At 50.1% G+C, this 23,093-nt stretch carries 26 protein-coding genes; 24 read left to right on the top strand and 2 right to left on the bottom strand.

The genetic code is table 11. The features are described from left to right. The first annotated feature begins 303 nt into the window (after positions 1-303). From DW769_RS00875 to DW769_RS00855, 5 genes are all read left to right on the top strand, one after another. Positions 304-1,677, top strand: a complete 1,374-nt coding sequence (locus tag DW769_RS00875) for an ABC transporter substrate-binding protein (protein WP_117760371.1) — start codon at positions 304-306, stop codon at positions 1,675-1,677. Positions 1,678-1,704: 27 nt separating this feature from the next. Then, positions 1,705-2,577: a carbohydrate ABC transporter permease gene (locus tag DW769_RS00870; protein WP_022461493.1), complete on the top strand. Its 873-nt coding sequence runs from the start codon at positions 1,705-1,707 to the stop codon at positions 2,575-2,577. Then, positions 2,577-3,437, top strand: coding sequence for a carbohydrate ABC transporter permease (locus tag DW769_RS00865; RefSeq protein ID WP_022461494.1), 861 nt, complete (start codon positions 2,577-2,579; stop codon positions 3,435-3,437). The genes DW769_RS00870 and DW769_RS00865 overlap by 1 nt, the downstream gene beginning before the upstream one ends. Positions 3,438-3,554: 117 nt before the next feature. After that, positions 3,555-4,874, top strand: a complete 1,320-nt coding sequence (locus DW769_RS00860) for a glycoside hydrolase family 32 protein (RefSeq protein ID WP_117801219.1) — start codon at positions 3,555-3,557, stop codon at positions 4,872-4,874. A 134-nt stretch (positions 4,875-5,008) separates the two neighbouring features. Further along, positions 5,009-6,328 carry an aspartate kinase gene (locus tag DW769_RS00855; RefSeq protein ID WP_117800910.1) on the top strand — a complete coding sequence of 440 codons (1,320 nt, stop codon included), beginning with the start codon at positions 5,009-5,011 and terminating at the stop codon, positions 6,326-6,328. 62 nt (positions 6,329-6,390) lie between these two features. Here DW769_RS00855 and DW769_RS00850 read toward each other — a convergent pair whose 3' ends face one another. Next, on the bottom strand, positions 6,391-6,621 hold the full coding sequence (locus DW769_RS00850; RefSeq protein ID WP_117509062.1) for a hypothetical protein: 231 nt from the start codon (positions 6,619-6,621) through the stop codon (positions 6,391-6,393). A 99-nt stretch (positions 6,622-6,720) separates the two neighbouring features. Here DW769_RS00850 and pyrH point away from each other — a divergent pair, with 99 nt between their 5' ends. From pyrH to pgeF, 19 genes are all read left to right on the top strand, one after another. Further along, the gene (gene pyrH / locus DW769_RS00845) at positions 6,721-7,419 is read left to right on the top strand and encodes a UMP kinase (RefSeq protein ID WP_022461497.1); all 699 of its coding nucleotides are present in this window, start codon (positions 6,721-6,723) and stop codon (positions 7,417-7,419) included. Between the two features lie 210 nt (positions 7,420-7,629). Further along, positions 7,630-8,148, top strand: coding sequence for a ribosome recycling factor (frr, locus tag DW769_RS00840; protein ID WP_373141022.1), 519 nt, complete (start codon positions 7,630-7,632; stop codon positions 8,146-8,148). A gap of 67 nt (positions 8,149-8,215) precedes the next feature. After that, the gene (uppS, locus tag DW769_RS00835) at positions 8,216-8,953 is read left to right on the top strand and encodes a polyprenyl diphosphate synthase (RefSeq protein ID WP_118639900.1); all 738 of its coding nucleotides are present in this window, start codon (positions 8,216-8,218) and stop codon (positions 8,951-8,953) included. 5 nt (positions 8,954-8,958) lie between these two features. Then, entirely contained in the window at positions 8,959-9,750 is a 792-nt protein-coding gene (locus tag DW769_RS00830; protein WP_022461500.1) for a phosphatidate cytidylyltransferase, read from the top strand. Between the two features lie 50 nt (positions 9,751-9,800). Then, positions 9,801-10,955, top strand: a complete 1,155-nt coding sequence (locus tag DW769_RS00825) for a 1-deoxy-D-xylulose-5-phosphate reductoisomerase (RefSeq protein ID WP_117760369.1) — start codon at positions 9,801-9,803, stop codon at positions 10,953-10,955. 6 nt (positions 10,956-10,961) lie between these two features. Then, the gene (rseP, locus tag DW769_RS00820) at positions 10,962-12,254 is read left to right on the top strand and encodes an RIP metalloprotease RseP (RefSeq protein ID WP_022461502.1); all 1,293 of its coding nucleotides are present in this window, start codon (positions 10,962-10,964) and stop codon (positions 12,252-12,254) included. 73 nt (positions 12,255-12,327) lie between these two features. After that, positions 12,328-13,581, top strand: coding sequence for a peptidoglycan-binding protein (locus DW769_RS00815; RefSeq protein ID WP_118749847.1), 1,254 nt, complete (start codon positions 12,328-12,330; stop codon positions 13,579-13,581). Between the two features lie 160 nt (positions 13,582-13,741). Next, positions 13,742-14,086 carry a YlxM family DNA-binding protein gene (ylxM, locus tag DW769_RS00810; RefSeq protein ID WP_330377042.1) on the top strand — a complete coding sequence of 115 codons (345 nt, stop codon included), beginning with the start codon at positions 13,742-13,744 and terminating at the stop codon, positions 14,084-14,086. Between the two features lie 2 nt (positions 14,087-14,088). Beyond that, positions 14,089-15,438 carry a signal recognition particle protein gene (ffh, locus tag DW769_RS00805; protein WP_117509057.1) on the top strand — a complete coding sequence of 450 codons (1,350 nt, stop codon included), beginning with the start codon at positions 14,089-14,091 and terminating at the stop codon, positions 15,436-15,438. A gap of 54 nt (positions 15,439-15,492) precedes the next feature. After that, positions 15,493-15,738, top strand: coding sequence for a 30S ribosomal protein S16 (gene rpsP / locus DW769_RS00800; protein WP_022461506.1), 246 nt, complete (start codon positions 15,493-15,495; stop codon positions 15,736-15,738). Between the two features lie 21 nt (positions 15,739-15,759). Further along, the gene (locus DW769_RS00795; protein ID WP_022461507.1) at positions 15,760-15,990 is read left to right on the top strand and encodes a KH domain-containing protein; all 231 of its coding nucleotides are present in this window, start codon (positions 15,760-15,762) and stop codon (positions 15,988-15,990) included. Positions 15,991-16,166: 176 nt separating this feature from the next. Further along, positions 16,167-16,673: a ribosome maturation factor RimM gene (gene rimM / locus DW769_RS00790; protein WP_022461508.1), complete on the top strand. Its 507-nt coding sequence runs from the start codon at positions 16,167-16,169 to the stop codon at positions 16,671-16,673. An 18-nt stretch (positions 16,674-16,691) separates the two neighbouring features. Further along, positions 16,692-17,816, top strand: coding sequence for a tRNA (guanosine(37)-N1)-methyltransferase TrmD (gene trmD, locus DW769_RS00785; RefSeq protein WP_117800917.1), 1,125 nt, complete (start codon positions 16,692-16,694; stop codon positions 17,814-17,816). 88 nt (positions 17,817-17,904) lie between these two features. Then, positions 17,905-18,252, top strand: coding sequence for a 50S ribosomal protein L19 (gene rplS / locus DW769_RS00780; protein ID WP_022461510.1), 348 nt, complete (start codon positions 17,905-17,907; stop codon positions 18,250-18,252). A gap of 75 nt (positions 18,253-18,327) precedes the next feature. Next, positions 18,328-18,894, top strand: coding sequence for a signal peptidase I (gene lepB / locus DW769_RS00775; protein ID WP_118639898.1), 567 nt, complete (start codon positions 18,328-18,330; stop codon positions 18,892-18,894). A gap of 24 nt (positions 18,895-18,918) precedes the next feature. Then, positions 18,919-19,761 carry a ribosome biogenesis GTPase YlqF gene (ylqF, locus tag DW769_RS00770; protein ID WP_022461512.1) on the top strand — a complete coding sequence of 281 codons (843 nt, stop codon included), beginning with the start codon at positions 18,919-18,921 and terminating at the stop codon, positions 19,759-19,761. A gap of 36 nt (positions 19,762-19,797) precedes the next feature. After that, entirely contained in the window at positions 19,798-20,565 is a 768-nt protein-coding gene (locus tag DW769_RS00765) for a ribonuclease HII (RefSeq protein WP_055266587.1), read from the top strand. Positions 20,566-20,600: 35 nt separating this feature from the next. Then, positions 20,601-20,963 carry a YraN family protein gene (locus DW769_RS00760; protein WP_022461514.1) on the top strand — a complete coding sequence of 121 codons (363 nt, stop codon included), beginning with the start codon at positions 20,601-20,603 and terminating at the stop codon, positions 20,961-20,963. Positions 20,964-20,976: 13 nt separating this feature from the next. After that, positions 20,977-21,831 carry a peptidoglycan editing factor PgeF gene (gene pgeF / locus DW769_RS00755; RefSeq protein ID WP_055226466.1) on the top strand — a complete coding sequence of 285 codons (855 nt, stop codon included), beginning with the start codon at positions 20,977-20,979 and terminating at the stop codon, positions 21,829-21,831. Positions 21,832-21,928: 97 nt separating this feature from the next. Here the strand turns inward: pgeF and DW769_RS00750 are convergent, their stop codons facing one another. Beyond that, entirely contained in the window at positions 21,929-23,092 is a 1,164-nt protein-coding gene (locus tag DW769_RS00750; RefSeq protein WP_117509055.1) for a ribose-phosphate pyrophosphokinase, read from the bottom strand. Position 23,093: the final 1 nt, after the last annotated feature.

Below are 23,093 nucleotides of genomic sequence, written 5' to 3'. Positions count from 1 at the left end.
TGTCCTTCCCTTCAAAAGTGTTGCGTGAATCATGTAAGCTTTCAGAAAAAAACAAATAATATATGAATATAGTATAACATTTCTCGCCCGCCGGAACAAGCGGGAATCGGTTAAGTAACCGGTTTTGTAAAAGTTCCACAAAAGCCAAAAACAAAATTATGGAAAATCACGAAAAGTAAAGAAAATATTGACGAAACCCACTGTCAATGCTATGATAAAGACAACGAAAGTAACCGGTTACTTGACCGGTTACACAAAACGAAGGACAGGACCAGCTGTCCAGAGATAACAGGAGGAATTGTGATGAGAAAGAAATTTAGTGCCAGGGCGGCAGCTCTTGGAATGTCCGGCGTGCTTCTTACTTCTGCACTGACCGGATGCACCTTCGGCTTCGCAAGCGATCCGGATGACCCGAACGCAGTAAAAGAAGAAGTGCCGATCGACATGACCACTGATACCTTCCAGTACGATACGTCGCTTTCCGGAACGAGTATCGTCATCATGAACACAAAAGCAGAAATCCAGACAGCACTGGAAGAGATTGCAAAAGTGTTCGAGGAGAAAGCAGGCGTACATATTGAGATCATGCCGGTAACGGACGGCGATTCTCCTTATACCAAAGTAGTCAGCCTCTACAACTCCGGAAACCCGCCGACACTTTCCATTCTGGATACGACCGATGTCATTGCACTGGCAGAAGAAAAAGCAGCCGACTTAAGCAATGAAGCATGGACCGGCGAGGCAGAAGAGTACCTGACCAAAATCAACGGAAAGGTTTACAGCTTCCCGCTCTGTATCGAGGGCCGCGGTATTATCTACAACAAGAGCGTGATTGAAGATACCTTAGGTACCGAGTTCGATCCATCCGATATCAAAACCCAGGACGATTTCGCAGCACTTCTCCAGAGCCTGCGGGACAACGGAATGAAGAATCCGATCTCCATGGCAAAAGAAGACTGGTCCCTTGGAGCACACCAGCTGCAGTACATCTACGAGACATACAACGGAACCTCCGACGGTGCAGCAGAAGTCATCAACGAGCTGAAGGACGGAACCTTATATCTGCCGGACTACACCCGCATGAACGAGTTCCTGAATACCTTTGACCTGTTAAAAGAGTACAACGTAGCAAAGGGCGATCCACTCGGCGCAGATTACGATGAGATGGCAATTGACCTGGCAGACGGAAAAACCGCTTTCTGGTTCAACGGAAACTGGGCATGGCCGAACCTTGAGGAGGCAGGAGCCGAGACGACCGACGAGTACGGTTTCCTTCCATACTTCCTGAACAATGATCCGGACGACTTCGTCAACAGCAAAATCCAGGCATCCCCGTCCAAACAGATCATGCTGGATGATATCGTGGCTACCGACGAGCAGAAAGCAGCAGCAAAAGAGTTCCTGAACTGGCTGGTTTACAGTGAGATCGGACAGCAGATGGTTGTAAAGACCTGCAGCCTGATCCCTCCGTTTAAAAACAACCCGAACGAGCCAAGCGATCCGTTAAGCCGCGACATTTACGAAAAAGTACAGAACGGCGGAGCATTCAACGCATCTGCGATCGTGCCGAACGATCACTGGTCTGTCCTTGGTGCGGCAATGCAGAAATATCTGGCCGGAAGAAGTGACCGCGAGGAACTGATAGATTCCATCCAGGCATACTGGGATGAGCAGTAAGCCGGAGGATATGAAGGAGGAACGAAAATGAAATCAAGCAACAAGGGAAAAGATTTCTGTGTATTTGCGCTGCCGGGCCTGTTCTGCTTCCTGGCAGTCGTCATGGTACCGTTTATCTACGGTATTTACCTGACCTTAACCGACTGGAACGGTGTTTCCAGCGTGAAAAACTTTGTAGGACTTTCCAACTTCGCAGCCGTTATGCGCGACGCGCAGTTCTGGAAATCCCTGCTGTTAACCTTTAAATATGTCATTGCGGTTGTTGTTCTCGTCAATGTGATCGCCTTTTTACTGGCTTATATCCTGACCCGCGGCATCAAAGGTCAGAACTTCTTCCGCGCCGGATTTTTCACCCCGAACCTGATCGGCGGTATCGTACTTGGATACATCTGGCAGTTCGTATTCTCCCGTGTTTTCGTCAGCATCGGTGAGACCACAGGATGGAGCCTGTTTGAAATTTCCTGGCTTTCTACCCCGAACAAAGCATTTGCAGCGCTGGTGCTCGTTTCAGTATGGCAGCTGGCAGGCTATATGATCCTGATCTACGTCGCCGGCTTTATGGGACTTTCCGAGGACGTGCTCGAGGCGGCAAGCATCGACGGTGCATCCGGCTGGGTAAAAATGAAAAACATTATCCTTCCGCTGATGATGTCCTCCGTTACTATCTGCCTCTTCCTGACCCTGTCCCGTGCGTTCATGGTATACGATGTCAACCTGTCCTTAACCGGCGGTGCTCCGTACGGAACCACCGAGATGGCAGCCATGCACGTATATGAGAAAGCATTCACATCGAGACAGTTCGGTGTCGGCCAGGCAGAAGCCTTTATCCTGTTTATCATTGTAGCCTGCATCAGTGGTATTCAGGTATACACCACCAAGAAGAGGGAGGTTGAAGCATAATGAATCAGAAGAAAATTGGCGGAACAAAGAAAAAAGTAACTGACGCGCTGGCTATGCTCCTTATGATCATCGTTTTCTGTGCGTTCATGTTCCCGTTTGTCATGGTTATCATCAACTCCTTAAAACAGAAACGTGATATCATCAAGAGCCCGTTCTCCTGGCTGTTTACGATCAAAGGTCTTTCGTTTGACAACTTTGTAAAAGCATTCAATCAGATGAACTTCCTGAATGCCTTCAAGAACTCTCTGGTTGTAACCGTAACAGCAACCGTACTGGTTACGGTACTCGCAGCCATGCTGGCTTACTACATCGTGCGTAATGTCAACGTATTTTCCAATATCATCTTTGCACTGATGGTTGCATCCATGATCATTCCGTTCCAGGCAATCATGATCCCGCTTGTCAGTGTATACGGCGGAACCTTAAACATTCTGAACCACAGACTGACCCTGATCTTCATGCACACCGGATTTTCCATGGCGATGTCCGTGTTCATGTTCCACGGATTCATCCGCGGAAGTATCCCGCTGGCGCTGGAGGAGGCCGCTTACATCGACGGCTGTACCCACACCCAGACCTTCTTCCGCATCGTGTTCCCGCTGTTAAAGCCGATCATTTCCACCATGGTAATCATGAATGCGATGGCATTCTGGAATGACTTCCTGCTGCCGTCCCTGGTGCTGACCGACAAAAAGCTGCTGACTCTGCCGCTTTCCACCTACAGCTTCTACGGAACTTACTCCGCAGATTACGGAACCATCATGGCAGGTCTTCTGCTCTGCGTCATCCCGATCCTGATTCTGTACGTGGCACTGCAGAAACAGATCATCAACGGTGTCGTAGCCGGAGCAGTTAAATAAGTAAATCATAGAAATCAAGAACAAGCCGGGCAAAGGAGGGCGGAATTAAAAATGCTTTCTTTTTCCGGCTTTTCTTATCAGAGACAACAAGAAAGAGACAGAAAGGAAATCAAACACATGAAAAACAGATTACACGTAAAAGCGCCGGGCAACTGGGTGAATGACCCGAACGGCATGATTTATTATAAGGGACAGTATCATCTTTTTTATCAGCATTTTCCGTACGCGCCGCGCTGGGGCACCATGCACTGGGGCCATGCGGTGAGTCCGGATCTGATTCACTGGGAGCATGTCGGCGTTGCCCTGTTCCCGAGTCTTTCCGAGGACCAGAACGGCTGCTTTTCCGGAAGCGCAGTAGAAGAGAACGGCGTGATGCATCTCTTTTACACGGGTGTTCACTATAATCAGGTAAATCCGAAGGATATTCATCAGTGCCTTGATCAGGATTTTACCTCGGCGCAGCTTCACCTTACTTCGAAGGACGGTATGCATTTTGATGTCTTCGGGGATAAGGAGGTTGTTATCCCGGCACTCACCGATCCGGAAATCGGCGACAATACGCACACGCGTGACCCGAAAGTCTGGAAGGGAAGCGACGCATGGTATATGGTGCTTGGAAGCACGACGAAGGATCACAAGGGCGAGGCATTATTCTATAAGAGTGAGGATCTTTCCCACTGGCATCTGGCCGGACAGGCGACGACGAAACAGAAGCTCGGCTGGATGTGGGAGTGCCCGGATCTCTTTAACGTAAACGGACGCAGCGTCTTTGTATTCTCCCCGATGGAACTGATCGAGGACCCCGACGGCTATGCGGATCGGGCGATCTGTATGCTGCCTGAGTTTGATGAAAAAACCTGCACAATGAAATTTCCGGAGAACTGGCAGCTTCTGGACTGCGGCGGTGACCTCTATGCACCGCAGACCATGACGGATGCGGACGGAAACCGGATTTCCATCGCATGGCTTCGGATGCCGGAACCGGTAGATGGTATATGGCAAGGCATGTTCTGCCTGCCGCGTGTGGTGGATGTACAGAACGATCATATTTACTTCCGTGTTCTGCCTGCGATCCGCGACGGATTCTGCAAAAAGACGGATTCCCTCGTTTCGGCATGCGGAGAGTGTGCCATGATCCGCGCCGAATTAAAAGAGGGTGAGAGCCTGGAAATCGGCGGCTATAAGATCTGGCGGCAGAGCGGAAAAGTCTGCGCAGACCGCACGGATGTCTATCCATCCGGTGCAAAAGGATGGCTTCATGCCGAGACGCCGCAGTTAAAAGAGGGCGATCTTCTTGAGATTTTCGTGGATCCGAATATGATCGAAATTTATGCAAACAACGGCGAGTACGTATTAAGCCAGGCGGTTTACGGGCTTGGAGAGACATTCTCCTATAAAATGGAGAAAAAACCGGAAATTTATCTGTGGAATGAATGAATCAGCCCAAAAAGTTCTTGACGCATACGGGATTTTGTTCTAATCTAGTACGTAACAGCTTTCTAACGTTAAAGTGACGGGCTGAAAAACGAGATTTCGAAAGATATCCGAAAAGAACGCAAGGAGAGATTATTATGAAGAAAGTAGTAAAATTCGGCGGCAGCTCCCTCGCGAGCGCAGAGCAGTTTAAGAAGGTCGGAGACATCATCCGCGCAGATGAGGGAAGAAGATACGTGGTACCTTCCGCTCCTGGAAAACGAAATTCTGCTGATACGAAAGTAACCGATATGCTGTATGACTGCTATCGCACTGCAGTTGCTGGAAGAGATTTCAAGAAGAAACTGCAGAACATCAAAGCGAGATATCAGGAGATCATCGACGGTCTGAACCTCAGCCTGGATCTTTCCCCGGAATTTGAAAAAATCGCAGAAAACTTTGCCGCAGCAGCCGGAGAGGACTACGCCGCATCCCGCGGAGAGTACCTGAACGGTATCGTGATGGCAAATTATCTGGGATATACGTATATTGATTCTGCAGAAGTGATCTGCTTCGACGAGAACGGAAACTTCCTTGCAGACAAGACTGACGAAGTGCTCTCCGAGCGTTTAAAAGATCTGGATAACGCAGTCGTTCCTGGATTCTACGGCGCAAAACCGGACGGAAGCGTAAAAACCTTCTCCCGCGGCGGATCCGATATCACTGGTTCCATCGTGGCAAAGGCCGTACACGCTGACATCTACGAGAACTGGACCGATGTTTCCGGTTTCCTGGTAACCGATCCGCGTATCGTCAAGGATCCGGAAGTCATTTCCACCATTACCTACCGTGAGCTGCGTGAGCTTTCCTACATGGGAGCTACCGTCCTTCATGAGGACTCCATCTTCCCACTCCGTCAGGAGGGAATCCCGATCCACGTGCTGAACACCAACGCACCGCAGGATCCGGGAACCATGATTGTGGAGAACACCTGCAGCAAACCGAAATTCACCATCACCGGTATCGCCGGAAAGAAAGGCTTTGCATCCATCACGGTTGAGAAGAGCATGATGAATACCGAGATCGGCTTTGGCAGAAAAGTGCTCGGTGTTTTTGAGGACAACAATCTTTCCTTCGAACATATGCCGTCCGGCATCGATACCATGACGGTATTTGTTCATCAGAGTGAGTTTGCAGCAAAAGAACAGCAGGTTATCGCAGGACTGCATCGTGCCGTACAGCCGGATTCTATTGATCTTGAATCCGATCTGGCGCTGATTGCTGTTGTAGGACGCGGCATGAGAAGAACGAGAGGCACAGCCGGAAGGATTTTCTCCGCACTGGCGCATGCACACGTTAATGTCAAGATGATCGATCAGGGTTCCAGCGAGCTCAACATCATCATTGGCGTTGAAAACCGCGACTTTGAAACAGCAATCAAAGCAATTTATGATATCTTTGTCGTAGCGCAGATCTAAAATGAATCTATAAAAAATCTCTGTCAGGAGTCTGAACTTCCGACAGAGATTTTTTATGGTTTTTATGCCGCCGTATCGCGGAATTCTTTTCGAATGGTGAATGTAAAAATACAGATTACCACACAGCAGATGATCCAGGCCGTCGGTTCGCAGAAGCCGCCGCAAGCGTTCACCTCTCTCCACGGGAATGTCAGCGGATTTTCAAAGCGTATCTGCACCGGACGCCGATGGAATGATGGAATATCTGCAGTGGAGACGGATTCTCGCAGCGGCAGACGATCTGCGGAACACAAACGAATTTTGCCCTTGTCGTTTTTGGGAACAGATGGTATAATCATTTCATAAATGCAAGACATTTGTGAAAAAATATCATAAAGGAACGAGGATGCAAGATGAAACGACGAGTATTACTGAAATTGAGCGGAGAAGCTCTTGCAGGAGAGAAACACACCGGTTTTGACGAGCCGACCGTCACAAAAGTGGCAAAACAGGTAAAAACTCTGGTAGACCAGGGGATTGAAGTCGGCATCGTAATCGGAGGAGGAAACTTCTGGAGAGGACGCAGTTCCGAAAATATCGACCGTACCAAAGCAGACCAGATCGGTATGCTGGCAACCGTTATGAACTGTATCTATGTATCAGAAATCTTCCGTTCCCAGGGAATGATGACCGCAGTTCTGACTCCATTCCCATGCGGAGAGTTCACAAAAGGATTTTCCAAAGACCGTGCAAACAAATATTTCCAGCACAACATGGTTGTATTCTTTGCCGGCGGTACAGGCCATCCATATTTCTCAACCGATACGGCAACCGTACTTCGCGCGATCGAGATCGAGGCAGACGAGATTCTGCTTGCAAAAGCAGTAGACGGTGTCTACGACAGCGATCCGAAAACAAACCCGGATGCAAAGAAATTTGACGAGATTTCCATTCAGGAAGTCATTGAAAAGGATCTGAAAGTGGTAGATATGACCGCATCCATCCTTTGCAAGGAAAACAAAATGCCGATGCTGGTATTTGGTTTAAATGAAGAGAACAGCATTGTAAATGCTGCAAACGGAAAAATCAACGGCACAAGAGTGACGGTATAATTAATAAAAATTCAGCAGTAAAACACTTGCTGTTTTACTGCGTAAGAAAATGATTCAGGTGTGAGCAGCTCTCCTTTTGCGAAGCAAAACTTTAAATGAGAGCTGCGAATGTCACAGTTCGCAGAACTGTGACCGTATAAGAGATAGCAGGAGGACAAATTTAATATGGCAAATCAGATCGACGAGAGAGTAAAACCGTTTGAGGTAAAAATGGGCAAATCCATTGCAAGCCTCGATTCCGAATTCGGAACCATCCGCGCAGGCCGTGCAAACCCGCACGTACTGGACCGCATTACTGTAGATTACTATGGAACACCGACTCCGCTGCAGCAGGTGGCAAACATCTCTGTTCCGGAAGCACGTATGATCCAGATCCAGCCGTGGGAAGCATCCCTGGTAAAAGAGATCGAAAAAGCGATCATGATGTCTGACCTTGGCATCAACCCGTCCGATGACGGAAGAGTCATCCGTCTGGTATTCCCGGAGCTTACCGAGGACCGTCGTAAAGAGCTGGTAAAAGAGGTAAAGAAAAAAGCAGAGGGCGCAAAGGTAGCCATCCGCAACATCCGCCGCGATGCCAATGATGCGTTCAAGAAACTTGCCAAAGAGGACGTTTCCGAGGACGAAATCAAAGAGCTCGAGGAGCAGACCCAGAAATTAACAGACAAATACATCAAAGAAGTAGATCAGATGGTGGACGTAAAATCCAAAGAAATTATGACCGTGTAATACAAAGAAAACGAGGGGCTGCCTGTCATTTGCAGGCAGCCTGTTATCGTTTACGGAGGAAAAAAGTATGGATAATGAATTAAAAGTGCCGAATCACATCGCCATCATCCTGGACGGAAACGGCAGATGGGCGAAAAAACGCAATATGCCGCGCGGCTACGGCCATATCGTCGGATGCGACAATCTGGAAAAAATGTGTGACGTGATCAAAGACATGGGTGTCAAATATCTGACCGTCTATGCGTTCTCAACCGAGAACTGGAAACGCTCCCGCGCCGAGGTGGAGGGCCTCTTAAAGCTGTTCCGCCAGTATCTGAAACGATGCATCAAAAAAGCACATAAAAATCAGATGCGCGTCAAAATCATCGGAGATCCGAGCGCATTCCCGCAGGATATTCAGGACAGCATTCATGAACTGGAGGAGTGCTCCAAAGATTACGATCACATGTACTTCCAGATCGCAATGAACTACGGTTCCCGCGATGAGATTCTGCGCGGCATGACCCGCATGATCGAGGATGTGAAAGACGGAACTCTCGCAGAGAATGCGTTTGATGAGAACGGAAAACTGACGGAGCAGTGTTTTGAGAGCTACCTCGACACCGCCGGAATCCCGGATCCAGATCTTCTGATCCGTACAAGCGGCGAGCAGCGCCTTTCCAACTACCTGATGTGGCAGCTTGCCTACACGGAATTTTACTTTACCGAGGTTCCGTGGCCGGATTTCCACGAAGAGGAATTGAGAAAAGCCATCGAACAATATAATAACAGAGACCGGCGTTACGGCGGCGTGAAGGAGGAATAAAAAAGATGTTTAAGACAAGACTGTTAAGCGGCATCGTGCTCGTCCTTGTGGCGCTGCTTACGATCTGCAGCGGCGGAACCGTGCTCTATATGACGGTTCTGTGCCTGTCGCTGATCGGTGCAGGAGAGCTGTTCCGCGTGATGAAGGTAAGAGAAGATAAATGGAATCTGTTGGAAATTACGGGCTATGCGGGCGTTGTGATTTTCTATCTGTCCCTGCTGCTTCATGACCCGATGTACCAGATGCTCGCGCTGATCCTGGATCTCGTGCTTCTGATGGCAGTATACGTATTTACTTATCCGAAATACAACGCCAATCAGGTGATGCCGGCGTTCTTTGCGATTGTCTATGTCGGCGTAATGCTTTCCTATGTATATCAGACCCGTATGCTGGACGGCGGAAAATTCCATGTATGGCTGATTTTCCTGTGCTCCTGGGGCTGCGATACGTGTGCATACTGTGTCGGCGTACTCTTTGGAAAACATAAAATGGCGCCGGTTTTAAGCCCGAAAAAATCCGTAGAAGGAGCTGTCGGCGGTGTCGTCGGAGCGATTCTGCTCGGCATCATCTATGCGGCTGCGACAAAGGGCGGCATGGTGGAATACGCCATCATCTGCGGTGTCGGCGCGCTGATCTCCATGGTCGGAGACCTTGCGGCATCCGCAATCAAACGAAATCAGGGCATCAAGGATTACGGAAAGCTGATTCCGGGCCACGGCGGTATTCTTGACCGCTTCGACAGCGTGATCTTTACCGCACCGATCATCTATTTCCTGTCGGTGCTTCTGATTCATTAAAAAAGCTTCCCCTACAGCATAAACGGGAAGCAGATGGGAGAAACTGGAATATGAAGAAAATAGCAATTCTTGGTTCAACCGGTTCGATCGGAACCCAGACCCTCGATGTCGTGCGTGCCAACGGCGATCTTGAGGTGGTCGGCATCAGCGCCGGAAGTAATATTACACTGCTCGAGCAGCAGATCCGGGAATTTCATCCGAAGTTTGCGGCAGTCGGCGATGAGGCGAAAGCGGCAGAACTCCGTGACAGAGTGAAGGATCTTCCTGTAAAAATCGGCAGCGGCATGGACGGCATGATCGAGCTTGCCACGATGCCGGAGAGCGAAATCCTTGTGACAGCGATCGTCGGCATGATCGGCATCCGCCCGACGGTTGCGGCGATGAAGGCAGGAAAAGACATTGCACTGGCAAACAAAGAGACACTGGTAACGGCGGGACACATTATTATGCCGCTGGCAGAGGAATGCGGTGTGCAGATCCTTCCGGTGGACAGTGAGCACTCGGCGATTTTCCAGTGCCTGCACGGGGAAAACAGAAAAGAAATTGAAAAACTTCTGATTACTGCATCCGGCGGTCCGTTCCGCGGAAAAACAAGAGCGGAGCTCGAAAACGTAACGGTAGAGCAGGCGCTCCGTCATCCGAACTGGTCGATGGGGCACAAGATCACGATTGATTCCGCGACACTCGTTAACAAAGGACTGGAAGTCATGGAAGCAAAATGGCTGTTCGGTGTTGATCTCGACCACATCCAGGTTGTGGTACAGCCAAAGAGCATTATCCATTCCATGGTAGAATTTAAAGACGGCGCTGTCATGGCACAGCTTGGCACACCGGATATGAAACTGCCGATCCAGTACGCACTGTATTACCCGGAGCGCCGCTTCCTTGCAGGCGACCGCCTCGACTTTGCGGCGCTGACACAGATCACGTTTGAAGAACCGAATATGGATACCTTCCTCGGCCTTCCGATGGCAATGCAGGCGTCCCGGACGGGCGGCTCCATGCCGACGGTCTTCAATGCGGCAAATGAACGCGCCGTTGCACTGTTCCTCGCGAAGAAGATCCGTTTCCTCGAGATTTACGACGTGATCGCCGGTGCAATGGAAGCACACAAAACGATTGCCGATCCGACGCTGGAGCAGATTCTCGCGGCGGAGCAGGAGACGTATGAATGGATTGCGAACAGATATAAGATGGGAGAATAAGACAGCATGATTGTAAAAATCCTGATAGCCGTACTCATTTTCGGAATCACCGTCATTATCCATGAGCTGGGGCATTTTCTTTTGGCGAAAGCGAATGGTATTACCGTGACGGAATTTTCGATCGGCTTTGGCCCGACGGTGGTAAAGACAGAAAAAGGAGGAACGGTCTATTCCTTAAAACTTCTGCCTTTCGGCGGTGCGTGCCAGATGCTCGGCGAGGACGGTGAAGAGGAGGGGGAAGGAACCTTTAACAGCAAATCCGTGTGGGCAAGAATTTCCGTCGTTGCGGCGGGACCGGTGTTCAACATGATTCTGGCATTTTTCTGCGCAATCTTTGTGATCAGTTACGCGGGAAGTTCCCCGGCGCGCGTCACAGAAGTGGCAGACGGTTCGCCGGAGGCAGAGGCAGGCCTGGAAGCGGGAGATATCATCACTTCCTATGAAGGAAGACATATTTCCATCGGAAAAGAGCTGAACTCTGTGATGACGGTACGGGGTGTGCCGACGGATGAGATTACGCTGGAGGTTAAAAAGGCCGACGGGGAAAAGAAAACGATCACATATGAACCGACGGTGACAACGCGGTATATGATGGGCTTTAACTACGATGACTGTGACCGCGGCATGGAATTCACGTATGTGCAGCAGAATATGCCGCTTGCCGCTGCGGGTGTTGTCGCGGGCGACCTGCTCGTATCGATCAACGGAGCGCCGATCACCTGTGTGGCAGATTTTACTGCTTACCAGACAGAGCATCCTTTCGATGGAAGCGCTGTGACGCTGGAGTATGAGCACAGCGGAAAGACGAAAGAGATTACGGTGACACCGGTTGAAAATACGTATGCGAATGTACAGTTTTCGTATCAGCTCCGGGAGAAACAGTCCCCGATCGGCGTGCTGAAATACAGCGTGCTGGAGATCAAATACTGGGTGCGCACCGTCATTGACAGTGTCAGTATGCTGATCACCGGACAGTATTCTGTGAACGATCTTTCCGGCCCGGTCGGCGTGGTGGATGCGATCGGAACCGCCTATGATGATGTAAAATCGCAGGGCGTTCTGGTTACGGTGATGACGATGCTGAACATGGTGATTCTGCTGTCATCAAACCTTGGCGTCATGAACCTGCTGCCGCTCCCGGCACTCGACGGCGGACGGCTTGTCTTTCTGATCATAGAAGCCATCCGCAGAAAACCAATCCGGCGAGACCTGGAGGGTATGGTTCACTTCGCGGGCCTGGTGCTTCTGATGGCGTTGATGGTCTACGTCATGATCCACGACGTCCAGCGGATCCTGTAAATCGAAAAATGAAAAGCAACAAAGCCTCATATTCTGCATACCATAAAAGGAGTGCAGGATATGGGGCTTTTTTATGAAAAATTTGCGTATGCAGCAGGAAATGACTGACCGCGGGCGGCTGGAAATCCGGGTAAATACAAGAATCCAGGCGCGGCCTGTTTCCGGGGCGCGGGTGACGGTTTCGTATACGGGAGATCCGCAGAATGTGATCGAGGAGCTGATTACCGACGGGGACGGCAGAACGGAGACGCTGGATCTGGCGACGCCGCCGCTCGAGTACAGTCTGGAACCGAATGTGAATCAGCCGTATTCCGAATATACGGTGAAAGTGGAGGCGGAAGGGTATGAACCGGTTGAAGTGACGGGCTCCGAGCTTCTTGCAGGAGAACAGTCCGTCCAGCAGGTGGACCTCAAACTGGCAGAGGGCGCAGCGTTTGCGGATGTGACGATCCCGGACCATACGTTGTTCGGCGAATATCCGGCGAAAATTCCGGAAAGTGAGATCAAGCCGACGAGGGAGAGCGGTGAGATTGTGCTGTCCCGTGTCGTGATCCCGGAGTATATCATCGTCCACGACGGAGCGCCGACCGACAGCACGGCACGCGACTATTATGTGCGGTACCGCGACTACATCAAAAACGTGGCGTGCTCGGAAATCTATGCAACATGGCCGGATGCGGCGATCCGGGCGAATATCCTCGCAATCATGTCATTTACGCTGAACCGTGTCTATACAGAATGGTACCGCAACAAGGGATACGATTTTACGATCACTTCGTCGACGGCCTACGATCACAAATGGATTTACGGCAGGAATATTTTCGACAGCATTTCCCTTGTGGTCGATGAGATTTTTGCTGATTACCTGTCGCGCCCGAATGTGAAACAGCCGATTCTGACGCAGTACTGTGACGGAAACCGTGTGAGCTGCCCGAACTGGATGAGCCAGTGGGGGTCCAAAAACCTGGCGGACCAAGGGTATTCAACGATTCAGATTCTCCGCAATTATTATGGAGACAATATGTATATCAACACGGCGGAGGAGATTTCCGGCATCCCGTCCTCCTGGCCGGGGTATGACCTCACCATCGGCTCGTCCGGGAACAAGGTACTGCAGATGCAGGAGCAGCTGAACGTGATTGCGGAGGTGTATTCATCGATTCCGACGGTCTATGAAAATGGCTATTTCGATGAAGAGACGCAGGACGCCGTCGAAGCGTTCCAGCGGCTGTTCGGCCTGCCGGTTTCCGGCATTGTGGATTATCCGACGTGGTACAAAATCCAGTCGATTTATGTGGCTGTGACGAGGATTGCGGAGCTGCAGTAGGTATACAAAAGTCTTTATAAGGGGCGTGTTTTCTGCGAAAAAACGCGGAAAATGCGCCTTTTCTGCGGCTTTTGAAACGGATCAGAAAAATTTTAAAACTGTCAAGAAAAAATACTTGACACCCTGCGCCTTTTCGTGTATGATAACCAAGGTGATCGCAATGGAAAAAATATTGGAACAGACATTACTGTATGATTTTTACGGCGAACTTCTGACTGAACATCAGCGTCAGGTATATGAGGACGTGGTGCTCAACGATTTTTCCCTGAGCGAGGTTGCGGCAGCGCGGGGTATTTCCCGCCAGGGAGTTCACGATCTGGTCAGACGCTGCAACAAGACACTGGAAGAGTATGAAGAAAAGCTTCATCTGGTACAACGCTTTGTGCAGATCCGGGAGAATGTAAACGAGATCCGAAAGCTGACAGACCCTTCTGGTGATACCCCGAAAGAAGATGTGATGCAGCGGATTGCAGCAATTGCATCGGATATATTAGAGGAGCTTTGAGCATGGCATTTGAAAGTTTAACCGAGAAACTCCAGAATGTTTTCAAAAATCTCAGAAGCAAGGGCCGCCTGACCGAGGCGGATGTAAAGACTGCGCTGAAGGAAGTAAAAATGGCACTTCTCGAGGCGGATGTCAGCTTCAAAGTAGTAAAACAGTTTATCAAATCCGTACAGGAGCAGGCAGTCGGACAGGACGTCATGAACGGACTGAATCCGGGTCAGATGGTCATTAAAATCGTAAATGACGAGCTGGTCAAGCTGATGGGTTCCGAGACAACGGAAATCGCACTGCGCCCGGCGAGTGAAGTTACCATTATTATGATGGCAGGTCTTCAGGGAGCCGGTAAAACAACCACAACCGCAAAGATTGCAGGAAAGTTAAAAGCAAAGGGAAGAAAACCTCTCCTTGCAGCCTGCGACGTATACCGCCCGGCAGCGATCAAACAGCTGCAGGTCAACGGAGAAAAGCAGGGCGTGGAAGTGTTCGCCATGGGAGATAAAAACCGTCCGGTGGATATCGCAAAGGCAGCGCTGGTGCATGCAAAGACAAACGGCTTTAACGTATTGATTCTGGATACCGCAGGCCGTCTGCACATCGATGAAGAGATGATGCAGGAGTTACAGGATATCAAAGCGGCTGTTCCTGTGGATCAGACCCTTTTGGTAGTAGACGCTATGACCGGACAGGACGCAGTCAATGTGGCCGAGATGTTCAGCAATAAAGTCGGCATCGACGGTGTAGTGCTTACAAAATTAGATGGTGACACCAGAGGCGGTGCGGCACTTTCGATCCGTGCAGTTTCCGGCAAACCGATTCTCTATGTCGGCATGGGCGAAAAGCTTTCGGATCTGGAGCAGTTTTATCCGGACCGTATGGCATCCCGTATCCTCGGCATGGGCGATGTGATGAGCCTGATTGAAAAAGCGCAGGCAAACATCGACGAAGAAAAAGCAAAAGCCATGGAACAGAAGATGAAGAAGGCGCAGTTCGACTTCAACGATTATCTGGATTCCATGGAGCAGATGCGCAATATGGGCGGCATCTCCAGCATCCTGAATATGCTTCCGGGCGTCGGCGCGAAAATGAAGGGCCAGGATCTTGAGAGCATGGTGGATGAAAAAGACATGGCAAGAAAGGAAGCTATTGTACTTTCTATGACGCCAAAGGAAAGAGAAAACCCGGATCTCATCAATCCGTCGAGAAAGCAGAGAATTGCAAAAGGCGCCGGTGTTGACATCGCGGAGGTAAACCGTTTCATCAAACAGTTTGAACAGTCAAGAAAAATGATGAAACAGATGACCGGAATGGTCGGTAAGGGTGGTAAAAGAGGAGGATTCAAACTTCCCTTTTAGCATAAAAGAAAAAATATAAATAAATACATGAATTTACAATGGAGGTAAAGAAAAATGGCAGTAAAAATGAGATTAAGAAGAATGGGACAGAAGAAAGCTCCTTTTTATAGAATCGTTGTAGCAGATTCCAGATCCCCAAGAGACGGACGTTTCATCGAGGAGATCGGAACTTACGATCCGAACCGCGAGCCGAGCGCAATCAGCTTCAACGAGGAGGCTGCTAAAAAATGGCTGGCTAACGGCGCACAGCCGACCGAAATCGTTGCCAAACTCTTAAAACAGGCTGGTATCGAGAAATAATTCATACGGGGGTATCTTGTAATGAAAGAACTTATCGAAGTAATTGCAAAATCTCTGGTTGATCATCCATCTGAGGTAGTTGTGACAGAAACCGTCAGCGGTGATGACCTTCTGCTGGAACTCAAAGTAGATCCGTCAGATATGGGAAAAGTCATCGGACGTCAGGGACGCATTGCGAAAGCAATCCGTACGGTTGTAAAAGCAGCTTCCTCAAAGAGCGACAGAAAAGTTGTCGTAGAAATTTTACAGTAAGTAAAAGATAGGAAAAGGAACCGACAGTTGTTGCCGGTTCCTTTCTTTACGCGGGCAACGAGACAAAGTCCGTGCTTGCACGGGACCTTGGCGACTGCCGCGATAACTTGAGAAACTCGCAAAGCGTGTTTCTCAAGTCGCAATACACAGTAGAACTGGTTGGAAAGGGTTTTTGAATGGAAGAATATTTGCAGATTGGCGTAATTACCACAACCCACGGCGTACGCGGTGAGGTAAAGGTATACCCGACGACAGATCCGGAGCGTTTTCTTTCTCTGGACCGCGTTTTTCTCGATACAGGAAAAGAAAAAAAAGAACTCCATGTAACTGGCGTGCGTTTTTTCAAACAGCTTGCCATTGTAAAATTCAAAGGAATTGACAACATCAACGATATCGAACGGTATAAAGGCTGCAGCCTCTATGTGACGAGAGAGGATGCCATTCCGCTGGAAGAGGACGAATACTATATCGCAGACCTGCAGGGAATGCAGATGTACACCGAGGACGGCGAACTGTTCGGCACGCTCCGCGATGTGATGGAGACCGGTGCGAACGACGTCTATATTGTAGATTCGAAAGAGCACGGAGAGGTTCTGATTCCGGCGATCCATGACTGCATTCTGGATGTGGACCTGGATGAGCAGAAGATGACGATTCACCTTCTTCCGGGCCTGATTGACTGATAAAGAGAGTAAAGAACGATGAAATATCATATTCTGACGCTGTTCCCGGAGATGATCGAGCAGGGGCTGCACACCAGCATCCTCGGAAGAGCCATCAACAACGGCTATATTTCCCTCGAGACGACGAATATCCGGGAATTTTCAGCAAATAAATTCAACCGCGTGGACGATTACCCGTACGGCGGCGGTGCGGGCATGGTCATGGAGGCGGAGCCGGTGTTCCGCGCCTACCAGTCGGTAGCCGAAAAGATCGGGAAAAAGCCGCGCACGGTCTATCTGACACCGCAGGGAAAAGTACTGAACCAGACGATGGTGGAAGAGCTGGCGCTTGAGGACGATCTTGTGCTGCTCTGCGGCCACTATGAGGGCATCGATGACCGCGTACTGCAGGAAGTAGTAACGGACTATATCTCGATCGGGGATTATGTTTTAACAGGCGGAGAACTCGGTGCAATGGTGCTGGTGGATGCGGTATCACGGTTTGTGCCGGGTGTCTTAAGCAACGAGGAATCTTCGCAGTTTGAGTCACTGCAGGACAACTTGCTTGAGTATCCGCATTACACAAGACCGGAGACATGGCACGAGAAAAAAGTTCCGGAGGTGCTTCTTTCCGGTGACCACAAAAAGATCGAAGCATGGCGCCATGAGGCCTCTCTGGTGCGGACAGCCGAGCGGCGGCCGGACCTTCTGGAAAATGCATTCCAGATTTCCTGCGCATGCAATGAAAAAGAGGAATCGTCTGCCTGGGCGCACGATCTTTTGGCAGGCATGACACGCTATGGTGTAAGCCTTGATCTCGGACGAAAGAAGATCCGGAAACAGAAAAATCTGTTTGATGACCATGATCTGCTGATTCTGCAGCTTCCGGGAACGCTTGAGGAGGGTATGAAAGCAAAGAGCGAGTATATCCGCAGCTTTGCCGGAAAAGAAACACCGCTGGTGTTTTTGTGCCCGGACGGATTCTCGGAAGAGGAAGAAAAACTCGAAGAGCAGCTGGAAAAAAACGGTTTCCGTCTGGTCGCACGGCTTACCGGCATACCGTCCGCGGACGGCCTGCAGCGGTTTTCTTTCGCGCTTCGCAGTCTGCTGTACAGCGGCGAATGGAAAGTGAAAAAAATACTTGCATCTGCGGATGCATTATAGTATAATGTATCTTGTTGTGAGTAAAGAGATGGTCCGCTGTTGCAAAAAGGCATTAAGAACATCCAGGGTAAAAAAAGGAGATAAAGAAATGAACGACATTATTAAGAAAATCGAAGATGCACAGTTAAAAGCAGAAGCACCGGAGTTCCGCGTTGGTGATACCGTTAAAGTTTACGGTAAAATCAAAGAGGGTAACCGCGAGCGTATCCAGGTATTCGAAGGCGTTGTCCTGAAAAGACAGGGCGGCGGAAGCAAAGAGACCTTCACTGTTCGTAAGAGCTCTAACGGCGTAGGCGTTGAGAAAACATGGCCGGTACACTCTCCGAACGTTGAGAAAGTAGAAGTTATCAGACGTGGTAAAGTAAGACGTGCGAAACTGAACTACTTAAGAGACCGTGTTGGTAAAGCAGCGAAAGTGAAAGAGCTGGTAAAATAATAAGTCGTTAAAAGGATGGCCGGAGGAACATGAGCAATTGTGTTTCTCCGGTTTTGTCTTACGGAGAATTACACTATGGGTATGAATACCAGATATGTAAAAGAATATTTCTACAAGAAAAAGATCCGTTCCATGCTTGTATGGAATCTGGAAATCATCGCAGCGATTCTTCTTGCGGCGGCATTTTCCTGGTTTTTCTGCAGAAGTGTCGTGGTGCAGGAGGGCTCGATGGAGCCGACTCTCGTGCCGGGGGAGCGTGTGCTGATGGACTCCGCCTGGTACCGCTTAAGTTCTCCGAAACGCGGGGATATCATCGCGTTCCGGACGAGTGAGGACAAGAAGGCGAGCATCCACATCAAGCGTGTGATTGCGCTGCCGGGCGAGACGGTACAGATCAAAGACGGACAGATCCTCATCAACGGGGAAGTCTATAATGAAAAAGATGAATTTCCGGCCATCACAAACGCGGGACTTGCCTCCGAGCCGATCACGGTCGGGAAGGGACAGTACTTTGTGCTCGGCGACAACCGGAACAACAGCGAGGACAGCCGCCACAACGGCATGGGACTCGTGGATTCGGACCGCATTGTCGGAAAGCTCTGGTTTACGATTTCGCCGTGGAAGAAAATCGGTTTCGTGTAAACGCAGCATAGAAGGAGAAGAAACATGAATTATCAGTGGTACCCGGGTCATATGACGAAGGCCCGCAGACAGATGCAGGAAGACTTAAAGCTCATCGACCTGATGATTGAGCTGGTCGATGCGAGAGTTCCTGCAGCGAGCCGCAACCCGGATATAGATGAACTTGGAAAGAACAAAGCACGGCTGATCCTGCTGAACAAATCGGACCTTGCCGATGAGCGCGGAAACGATGCCTGGATGGAATATTTCAAGGGAAAGGGATATTCTGTTGTGAAGGTCAATTCCCGTTCCGGAGCCGGCATGAAAGCGATCAACAGCGCCGTACAGGAGGCCTGCAAAGAGAAAATCGAGCGCGACCGCAAACGCGGCATCCTGAACCGTCCGGTCCGTGCGATGGTTGTCGGTATTCCGAACGTCGGAAAATCGACATTTATCAATGCGTATGCGGGCAGAGCCTGTGCGAAAACCGGAAACAAACCGGGCGTCACGAAGGGAAAACAATGGATCCGTCTGAGCAAACAGCTGGAGCTTCTGGACACACCTGGTATCCTGTGGCCGAAGTTTGAGGACCAGCAGGTGGGACTGCATCTTGCGATGATCGGTTCCATCAACGATGAGATCCTGAACGTGGAGGAGCTGGCGCTGTCCGTCATCGATTATCTGACGGCAGAGTATCCGGGAACGCTGGAGAAACGCTTTGGCTTTGAAGGTGTGACGGATCGTGTGGAAATCCTGGGTGAGATTGCGCGTGTGCGCGGCTGCCTGAAAAAGGGAAATGAGCTCGATTACGAAAAAGCAGCACGGCTTCTGATGGATGATTTCCGGAGCGGAAAGCTCGGCAGAATCACGCTGGAAAAACCGGAATAAATGGATTTATCAAAATAAAAAATGCGGAGAACAACGATGACAGAGAAAAAACAATCGATATCCGCCATACGGGAAATTTTTGCGGCAGCTTCGGAGACGGAGCTGCCCGCCCTTTATCTGGAATATGAAGAGGATTCCCGTGCCGGCGTACAAAATCTGATTCAAAAATACCAGAAACAGGAAGAGGCCTTAAAAAAAGAGCGCGAGCGCACGGAACAGATGAAGATCTACGAACACAAATATGAGGATCTTGGCTGGATCTGCGGCATCGACGAGGTCGGAAGAGGCCCTCTGGCGGGCCCTGTGGTCGCAGGTGCGGTCATTCTGCCGCGTGACAGTAAAATCCTGTATCTGAACGATTCCAAGCAGCTGACGGCCAAAAAACGCGACGAGCTGTACGATGTGATCATGCGCGAGGCAGTGGCCGTCGGCATCGGCTATGCCTCCCCGGCGCGGATCGACGAGATCAATATTTTACAGGCAACGTACGAGGCGATGCGGGAGGCGATCAGCAAGCTTTCCGTGAAGCCGGATGTACTCTTAAACGATGCGGTGAAAATCCCGCAGGTGGACATCCGCCAGGTGCCGATCATCAAGGGAGATGCCAAGAGTGTTTCGATTGCGGCGGCAAGTATTGTTGCGAAGGTGACAAGGGACCGCCTGATGGAAGAGTACGACAAGGTGCTTCCGGGCTACGGTTTTGCATCGAACAAGGGCTACGGTTCGGCAGAGCATATCGCTGCTTTAAAAGAAATCGGCCCGTCACCGATCCACCGGCAGTCGTTTATCGGCCATTTCGTGTAAAGGCACTGCATCAAAAAAAGGAGAGGGTATCGCATTTGAACCAGCGGGAAGTAGGAACGAGACAGGAGAGCCGTGCGGCAGAATATCTGGAAAGCCTGGGATATCACATCCTAGTGCGGAATTTCCGGTGCCGCTTCGGTGAGATCGACCTGATCGCAAAACAGGACGACACATACATTTTTATCGAAGTAAAATACCGCACCGGCCGGACAGCCGGAGACCCGACAAGCGCCGTGGATGGAAAGAAACAGAAGAAAATTTCAAAAACAGCAGATTACTACCGCATGCTCCACCAGATCCCGATGGATGTGCCCTGCCGTTTCGATGTCGTGGCAGAGACACCGGAGGAGATCCGCGTCTATGCGAACGCGTTTTATTATCAGGGGAGCGGCTGGTAGGAAGGGAGTTTTTATGATACCAATTCAATGGAAACAAAACGATAAAAAAACGATGCATGTCAACGAGGCGGAAAACGGCGTGGTCTATCTGACCTGGCCGGCGATTGAGAAAATTGAGGGCATCCGCCATGCATTTTCCACACGGATCGGCGGGGTGAGTAAGGAACATCTTTCCAGCATGAATCTCAGCTTTTCGCGCGGCGACGATCCGGCGAATGTGCGGGAGAATTACAGAAGATTCTGTGAGGCGGCGGGGTTTGAAGTGGAAAACATTGTTACCTCCGATCAGGCACACACAACGAAGGTCCGTTATGTGACGAAAGCAGACTGCGGCAGCGGCGTGACAAGAGACCGCGATTTTCATGATATTGACGGTATGATCACTGACGAGCCGGGCGTCGTACTTGCGACATTCTATGCGGACTGCGTGCCGCTCTACTTTGTCGACCCGGTGCACCGTGCAATTGGACTTTCACATTCCGGCTGGCGTGGAACGGTCCACAAGATGGGACAGGCAACGCTCGATGCGATGCACGAACGGTTTGGAACAGAAGCAAAAGATGTGATCGCAGCCGTCGGCCCGTCGATCTGCCAGGACTGCTACGAGGTGAGCGGTGACGTGATCGAAGAGTTCCGGGCAGCATTCCCGGAAACACTGCATGAGAAACTGTTCTACGGAAAACCAGATGGAAAATACCAGTTAAATCTCTGGGAGGCGAATCATCAGATCCTTCTTGCAGCAGGAGTGCCGGAGAAGCAGATTCATCTGCCGAACCTCTGCACCTGCTGCAACCCGGATTTCCTGTATTCCCACCGTGCATCGAAGGGAAAAAGAGGAAACCTCGCGGCATTCCTTTCCTTGGTCTGAAAACAGGATCGAAAACAGAATAGAAAGCATCAAAAAACGGACCTGGAAAAAACAGATCCGTTTTTTTGCTGTATGCATCCGGCGGACACAAAATCGATTATCTGTGTTTTGCCAGCAGCTTATTGATTTTCTCTGTCGTAGACTGTACTTTTGCAACGGATACGTCGTGGTTAAGCGTATCGATGATGCTTGCCATATATTTGCTCATCTCAGCCGGCTCATACCAAGGACGGGAAACGAGTTCCGGTGTACGGTAGGTCAGGTCGGTGGTGATGACTTTGCTGATATAGCCTTTCTCATAGTAAGCATCGAATTTCTCCAGACCATCGGTGAAGAGGCCGAAGGTGGTGCAGACAAAGACGTGGTCAGCGCCGCGCTCTTTGACCTGTTTTGCAACGTCGAGCATACTCTCACCGGAGGAGATCATATCGTCGATGATGACAACATCTTTTCCTGCTACGGAATCGCCGAGAAACTCATGTGCCACGATCGGGTTCTTTCCGTTTACGATGGTGGAGTAATCTCTTCTCTTATAGAACATACCCATATCGACGCCGAGCACGTTGGAGAAGTATACGGCACGCGCCATCGCTCCCTCGTCCGGGCTGATGATCATCAGATGATCGTTGTCGATCGTCAGATCCGGAACGGAACGAAGAAGGGCTTTTAAAAACTGGTAGGTTGGCATGAAGTTGTCAAAGCCGCCGAGCGGAATTGCGTTCATGACACGAGGATCGTGTGCGTCGAAGGTGATAAAGTTGGAAACACCCATGTTCATCAGCTCCTGCAGAGCAAGTGCGCAGTCGAGAGACTCACGTTTGGTGCGCTTATGCTGTCTTCCTTCATAAATGAAAGGCATGATTACGTTGATCCGGTGTGCTTTTCCTGTTGCAGCAGCGATGATACGTTTCAGATCCTGATAATGGTCATCCGGTGACATGTGGTTCTCGTAGCCGCAGACCTTGTAGGTGATGCTGTAGTTGCAGACATCAACCAGGATGTAAAGATCGGCACCGCGGACGGATTCGTTGATCTTTCCTTTTGCTTCGCCGGAACCGAAACGCGGGCACTCGCAGTCAATCAGAAAAGAATCCTCGGAATATCCGGAAAAGGAAACCCCGTTGCGGCGCTCGGCGAGCTCTTTACGGAACTGAACCAGATACGCATCAACTTTTTTTGCCATTTCCATACTGCCCGGCAGAGCTGCGAGCTTTAACGGAGCAACCGGAATGGAATTTTCAAGTAAATCTAAATTAGCCATA

This window comes from Blautia sp. AM29-29 (assembly GCF_003480555.1).
GTDB classification, from domain to species: Bacteria; Bacillota; Clostridia; order Lachnospirales; family Lachnospiraceae; genus Fusicatenibacter; species Fusicatenibacter saccharivorans.
Note: the sequence above shows the minus strand (reverse complement) of the source record. Positions and strands in the feature narration are given on the sequence as shown.

Bases quoted from the DNA above. Each gene is read 5' to 3' on its own strand.
- DW769_RS00875 (WP_117760371.1), top strand. From the start codon at position 304: ATGAGAAAGAAATTTAGTGCCAGGGCGGCAGCTCTTGGAATGTCCGGC.
- DW769_RS00870 (WP_022461493.1), top strand. From the start codon at position 1,705: ATGAAATCAAGCAACAAGGGAAAAGATTTCTGTGTATTTGCGCTGCCG.
- DW769_RS00865 (WP_022461494.1), top strand. From the start codon at position 2,577: ATGAATCAGAAGAAAATTGGCGGAACAAAGAAAAAAGTAACTGACGCG.
- DW769_RS00860 (WP_117801219.1), top strand. From the start codon at position 3,555: ATGAAAAACAGATTACACGTAAAAGCGCCGGGCAACTGGGTGAATGAC.
- DW769_RS00855 (WP_117800910.1), top strand. From the start codon at position 5,009: ATGAAGAAAGTAGTAAAATTCGGCGGCAGCTCCCTCGCGAGCGCAGAG.
- pyrH (WP_022461497.1), top strand. From the start codon at position 6,721: ATGAAACGACGAGTATTACTGAAATTGAGCGGAGAAGCTCTTGCAGGA.
- frr (WP_373141022.1), top strand. From the start codon at position 7,630: ATGGGCAAATCCATTGCAAGCCTCGATTCCGAATTCGGAACCATCCGC.
- uppS (WP_118639900.1), top strand. From the start codon at position 8,216: ATGGATAATGAATTAAAAGTGCCGAATCACATCGCCATCATCCTGGAC.
- DW769_RS00830 (WP_022461500.1), top strand. From the start codon at position 8,959: ATGTTTAAGACAAGACTGTTAAGCGGCATCGTGCTCGTCCTTGTGGCG.
- DW769_RS00825 (WP_117760369.1), top strand. From the start codon at position 9,801: ATGAAGAAAATAGCAATTCTTGGTTCAACCGGTTCGATCGGAACCCAG.
- rseP (WP_022461502.1), top strand. From the start codon at position 10,962: ATGATTGTAAAAATCCTGATAGCCGTACTCATTTTCGGAATCACCGTC.
- DW769_RS00815 (WP_118749847.1), top strand. From the start codon at position 12,328: ATGAAAAATTTGCGTATGCAGCAGGAAATGACTGACCGCGGGCGGCTG.
- ylxM (WP_330377042.1), top strand. From the start codon at position 13,742: ATGGAAAAAATATTGGAACAGACATTACTGTATGATTTTTACGGCGAA.
- ffh (WP_117509057.1), top strand. From the start codon at position 14,089: ATGGCATTTGAAAGTTTAACCGAGAAACTCCAGAATGTTTTCAAAAAT.
- rpsP (WP_022461506.1), top strand. From the start codon at position 15,493: ATGGCAGTAAAAATGAGATTAAGAAGAATGGGACAGAAGAAAGCTCCT.
- DW769_RS00795 (WP_022461507.1), top strand. From the start codon at position 15,760: ATGAAAGAACTTATCGAAGTAATTGCAAAATCTCTGGTTGATCATCCA.
- rimM (WP_022461508.1), top strand. From the start codon at position 16,167: ATGGAAGAATATTTGCAGATTGGCGTAATTACCACAACCCACGGCGTA.
- trmD (WP_117800917.1), top strand. From the start codon at position 16,692: ATGAAATATCATATTCTGACGCTGTTCCCGGAGATGATCGAGCAGGGG.
- rplS (WP_022461510.1), top strand. From the start codon at position 17,905: ATGAACGACATTATTAAGAAAATCGAAGATGCACAGTTAAAAGCAGAA.
- lepB (WP_118639898.1), top strand. From the start codon at position 18,328: ATGGGTATGAATACCAGATATGTAAAAGAATATTTCTACAAGAAAAAG.
- ylqF (WP_022461512.1), top strand. From the start codon at position 18,919: ATGAATTATCAGTGGTACCCGGGTCATATGACGAAGGCCCGCAGACAG.
- DW769_RS00765 (WP_055266587.1), top strand. From the start codon at position 19,798: ATGACAGAGAAAAAACAATCGATATCCGCCATACGGGAAATTTTTGCG.
- pgeF (WP_055226466.1), top strand. From the start codon at position 20,977: ATGATACCAATTCAATGGAAACAAAACGATAAAAAAACGATGCATGTC.
- DW769_RS00750 (WP_117509055.1), bottom strand. From the start codon at position 23,092: ATGGCTAATTTAGATTTACTTGAAAATTCCATTCCGGTTGCTCCGTTA.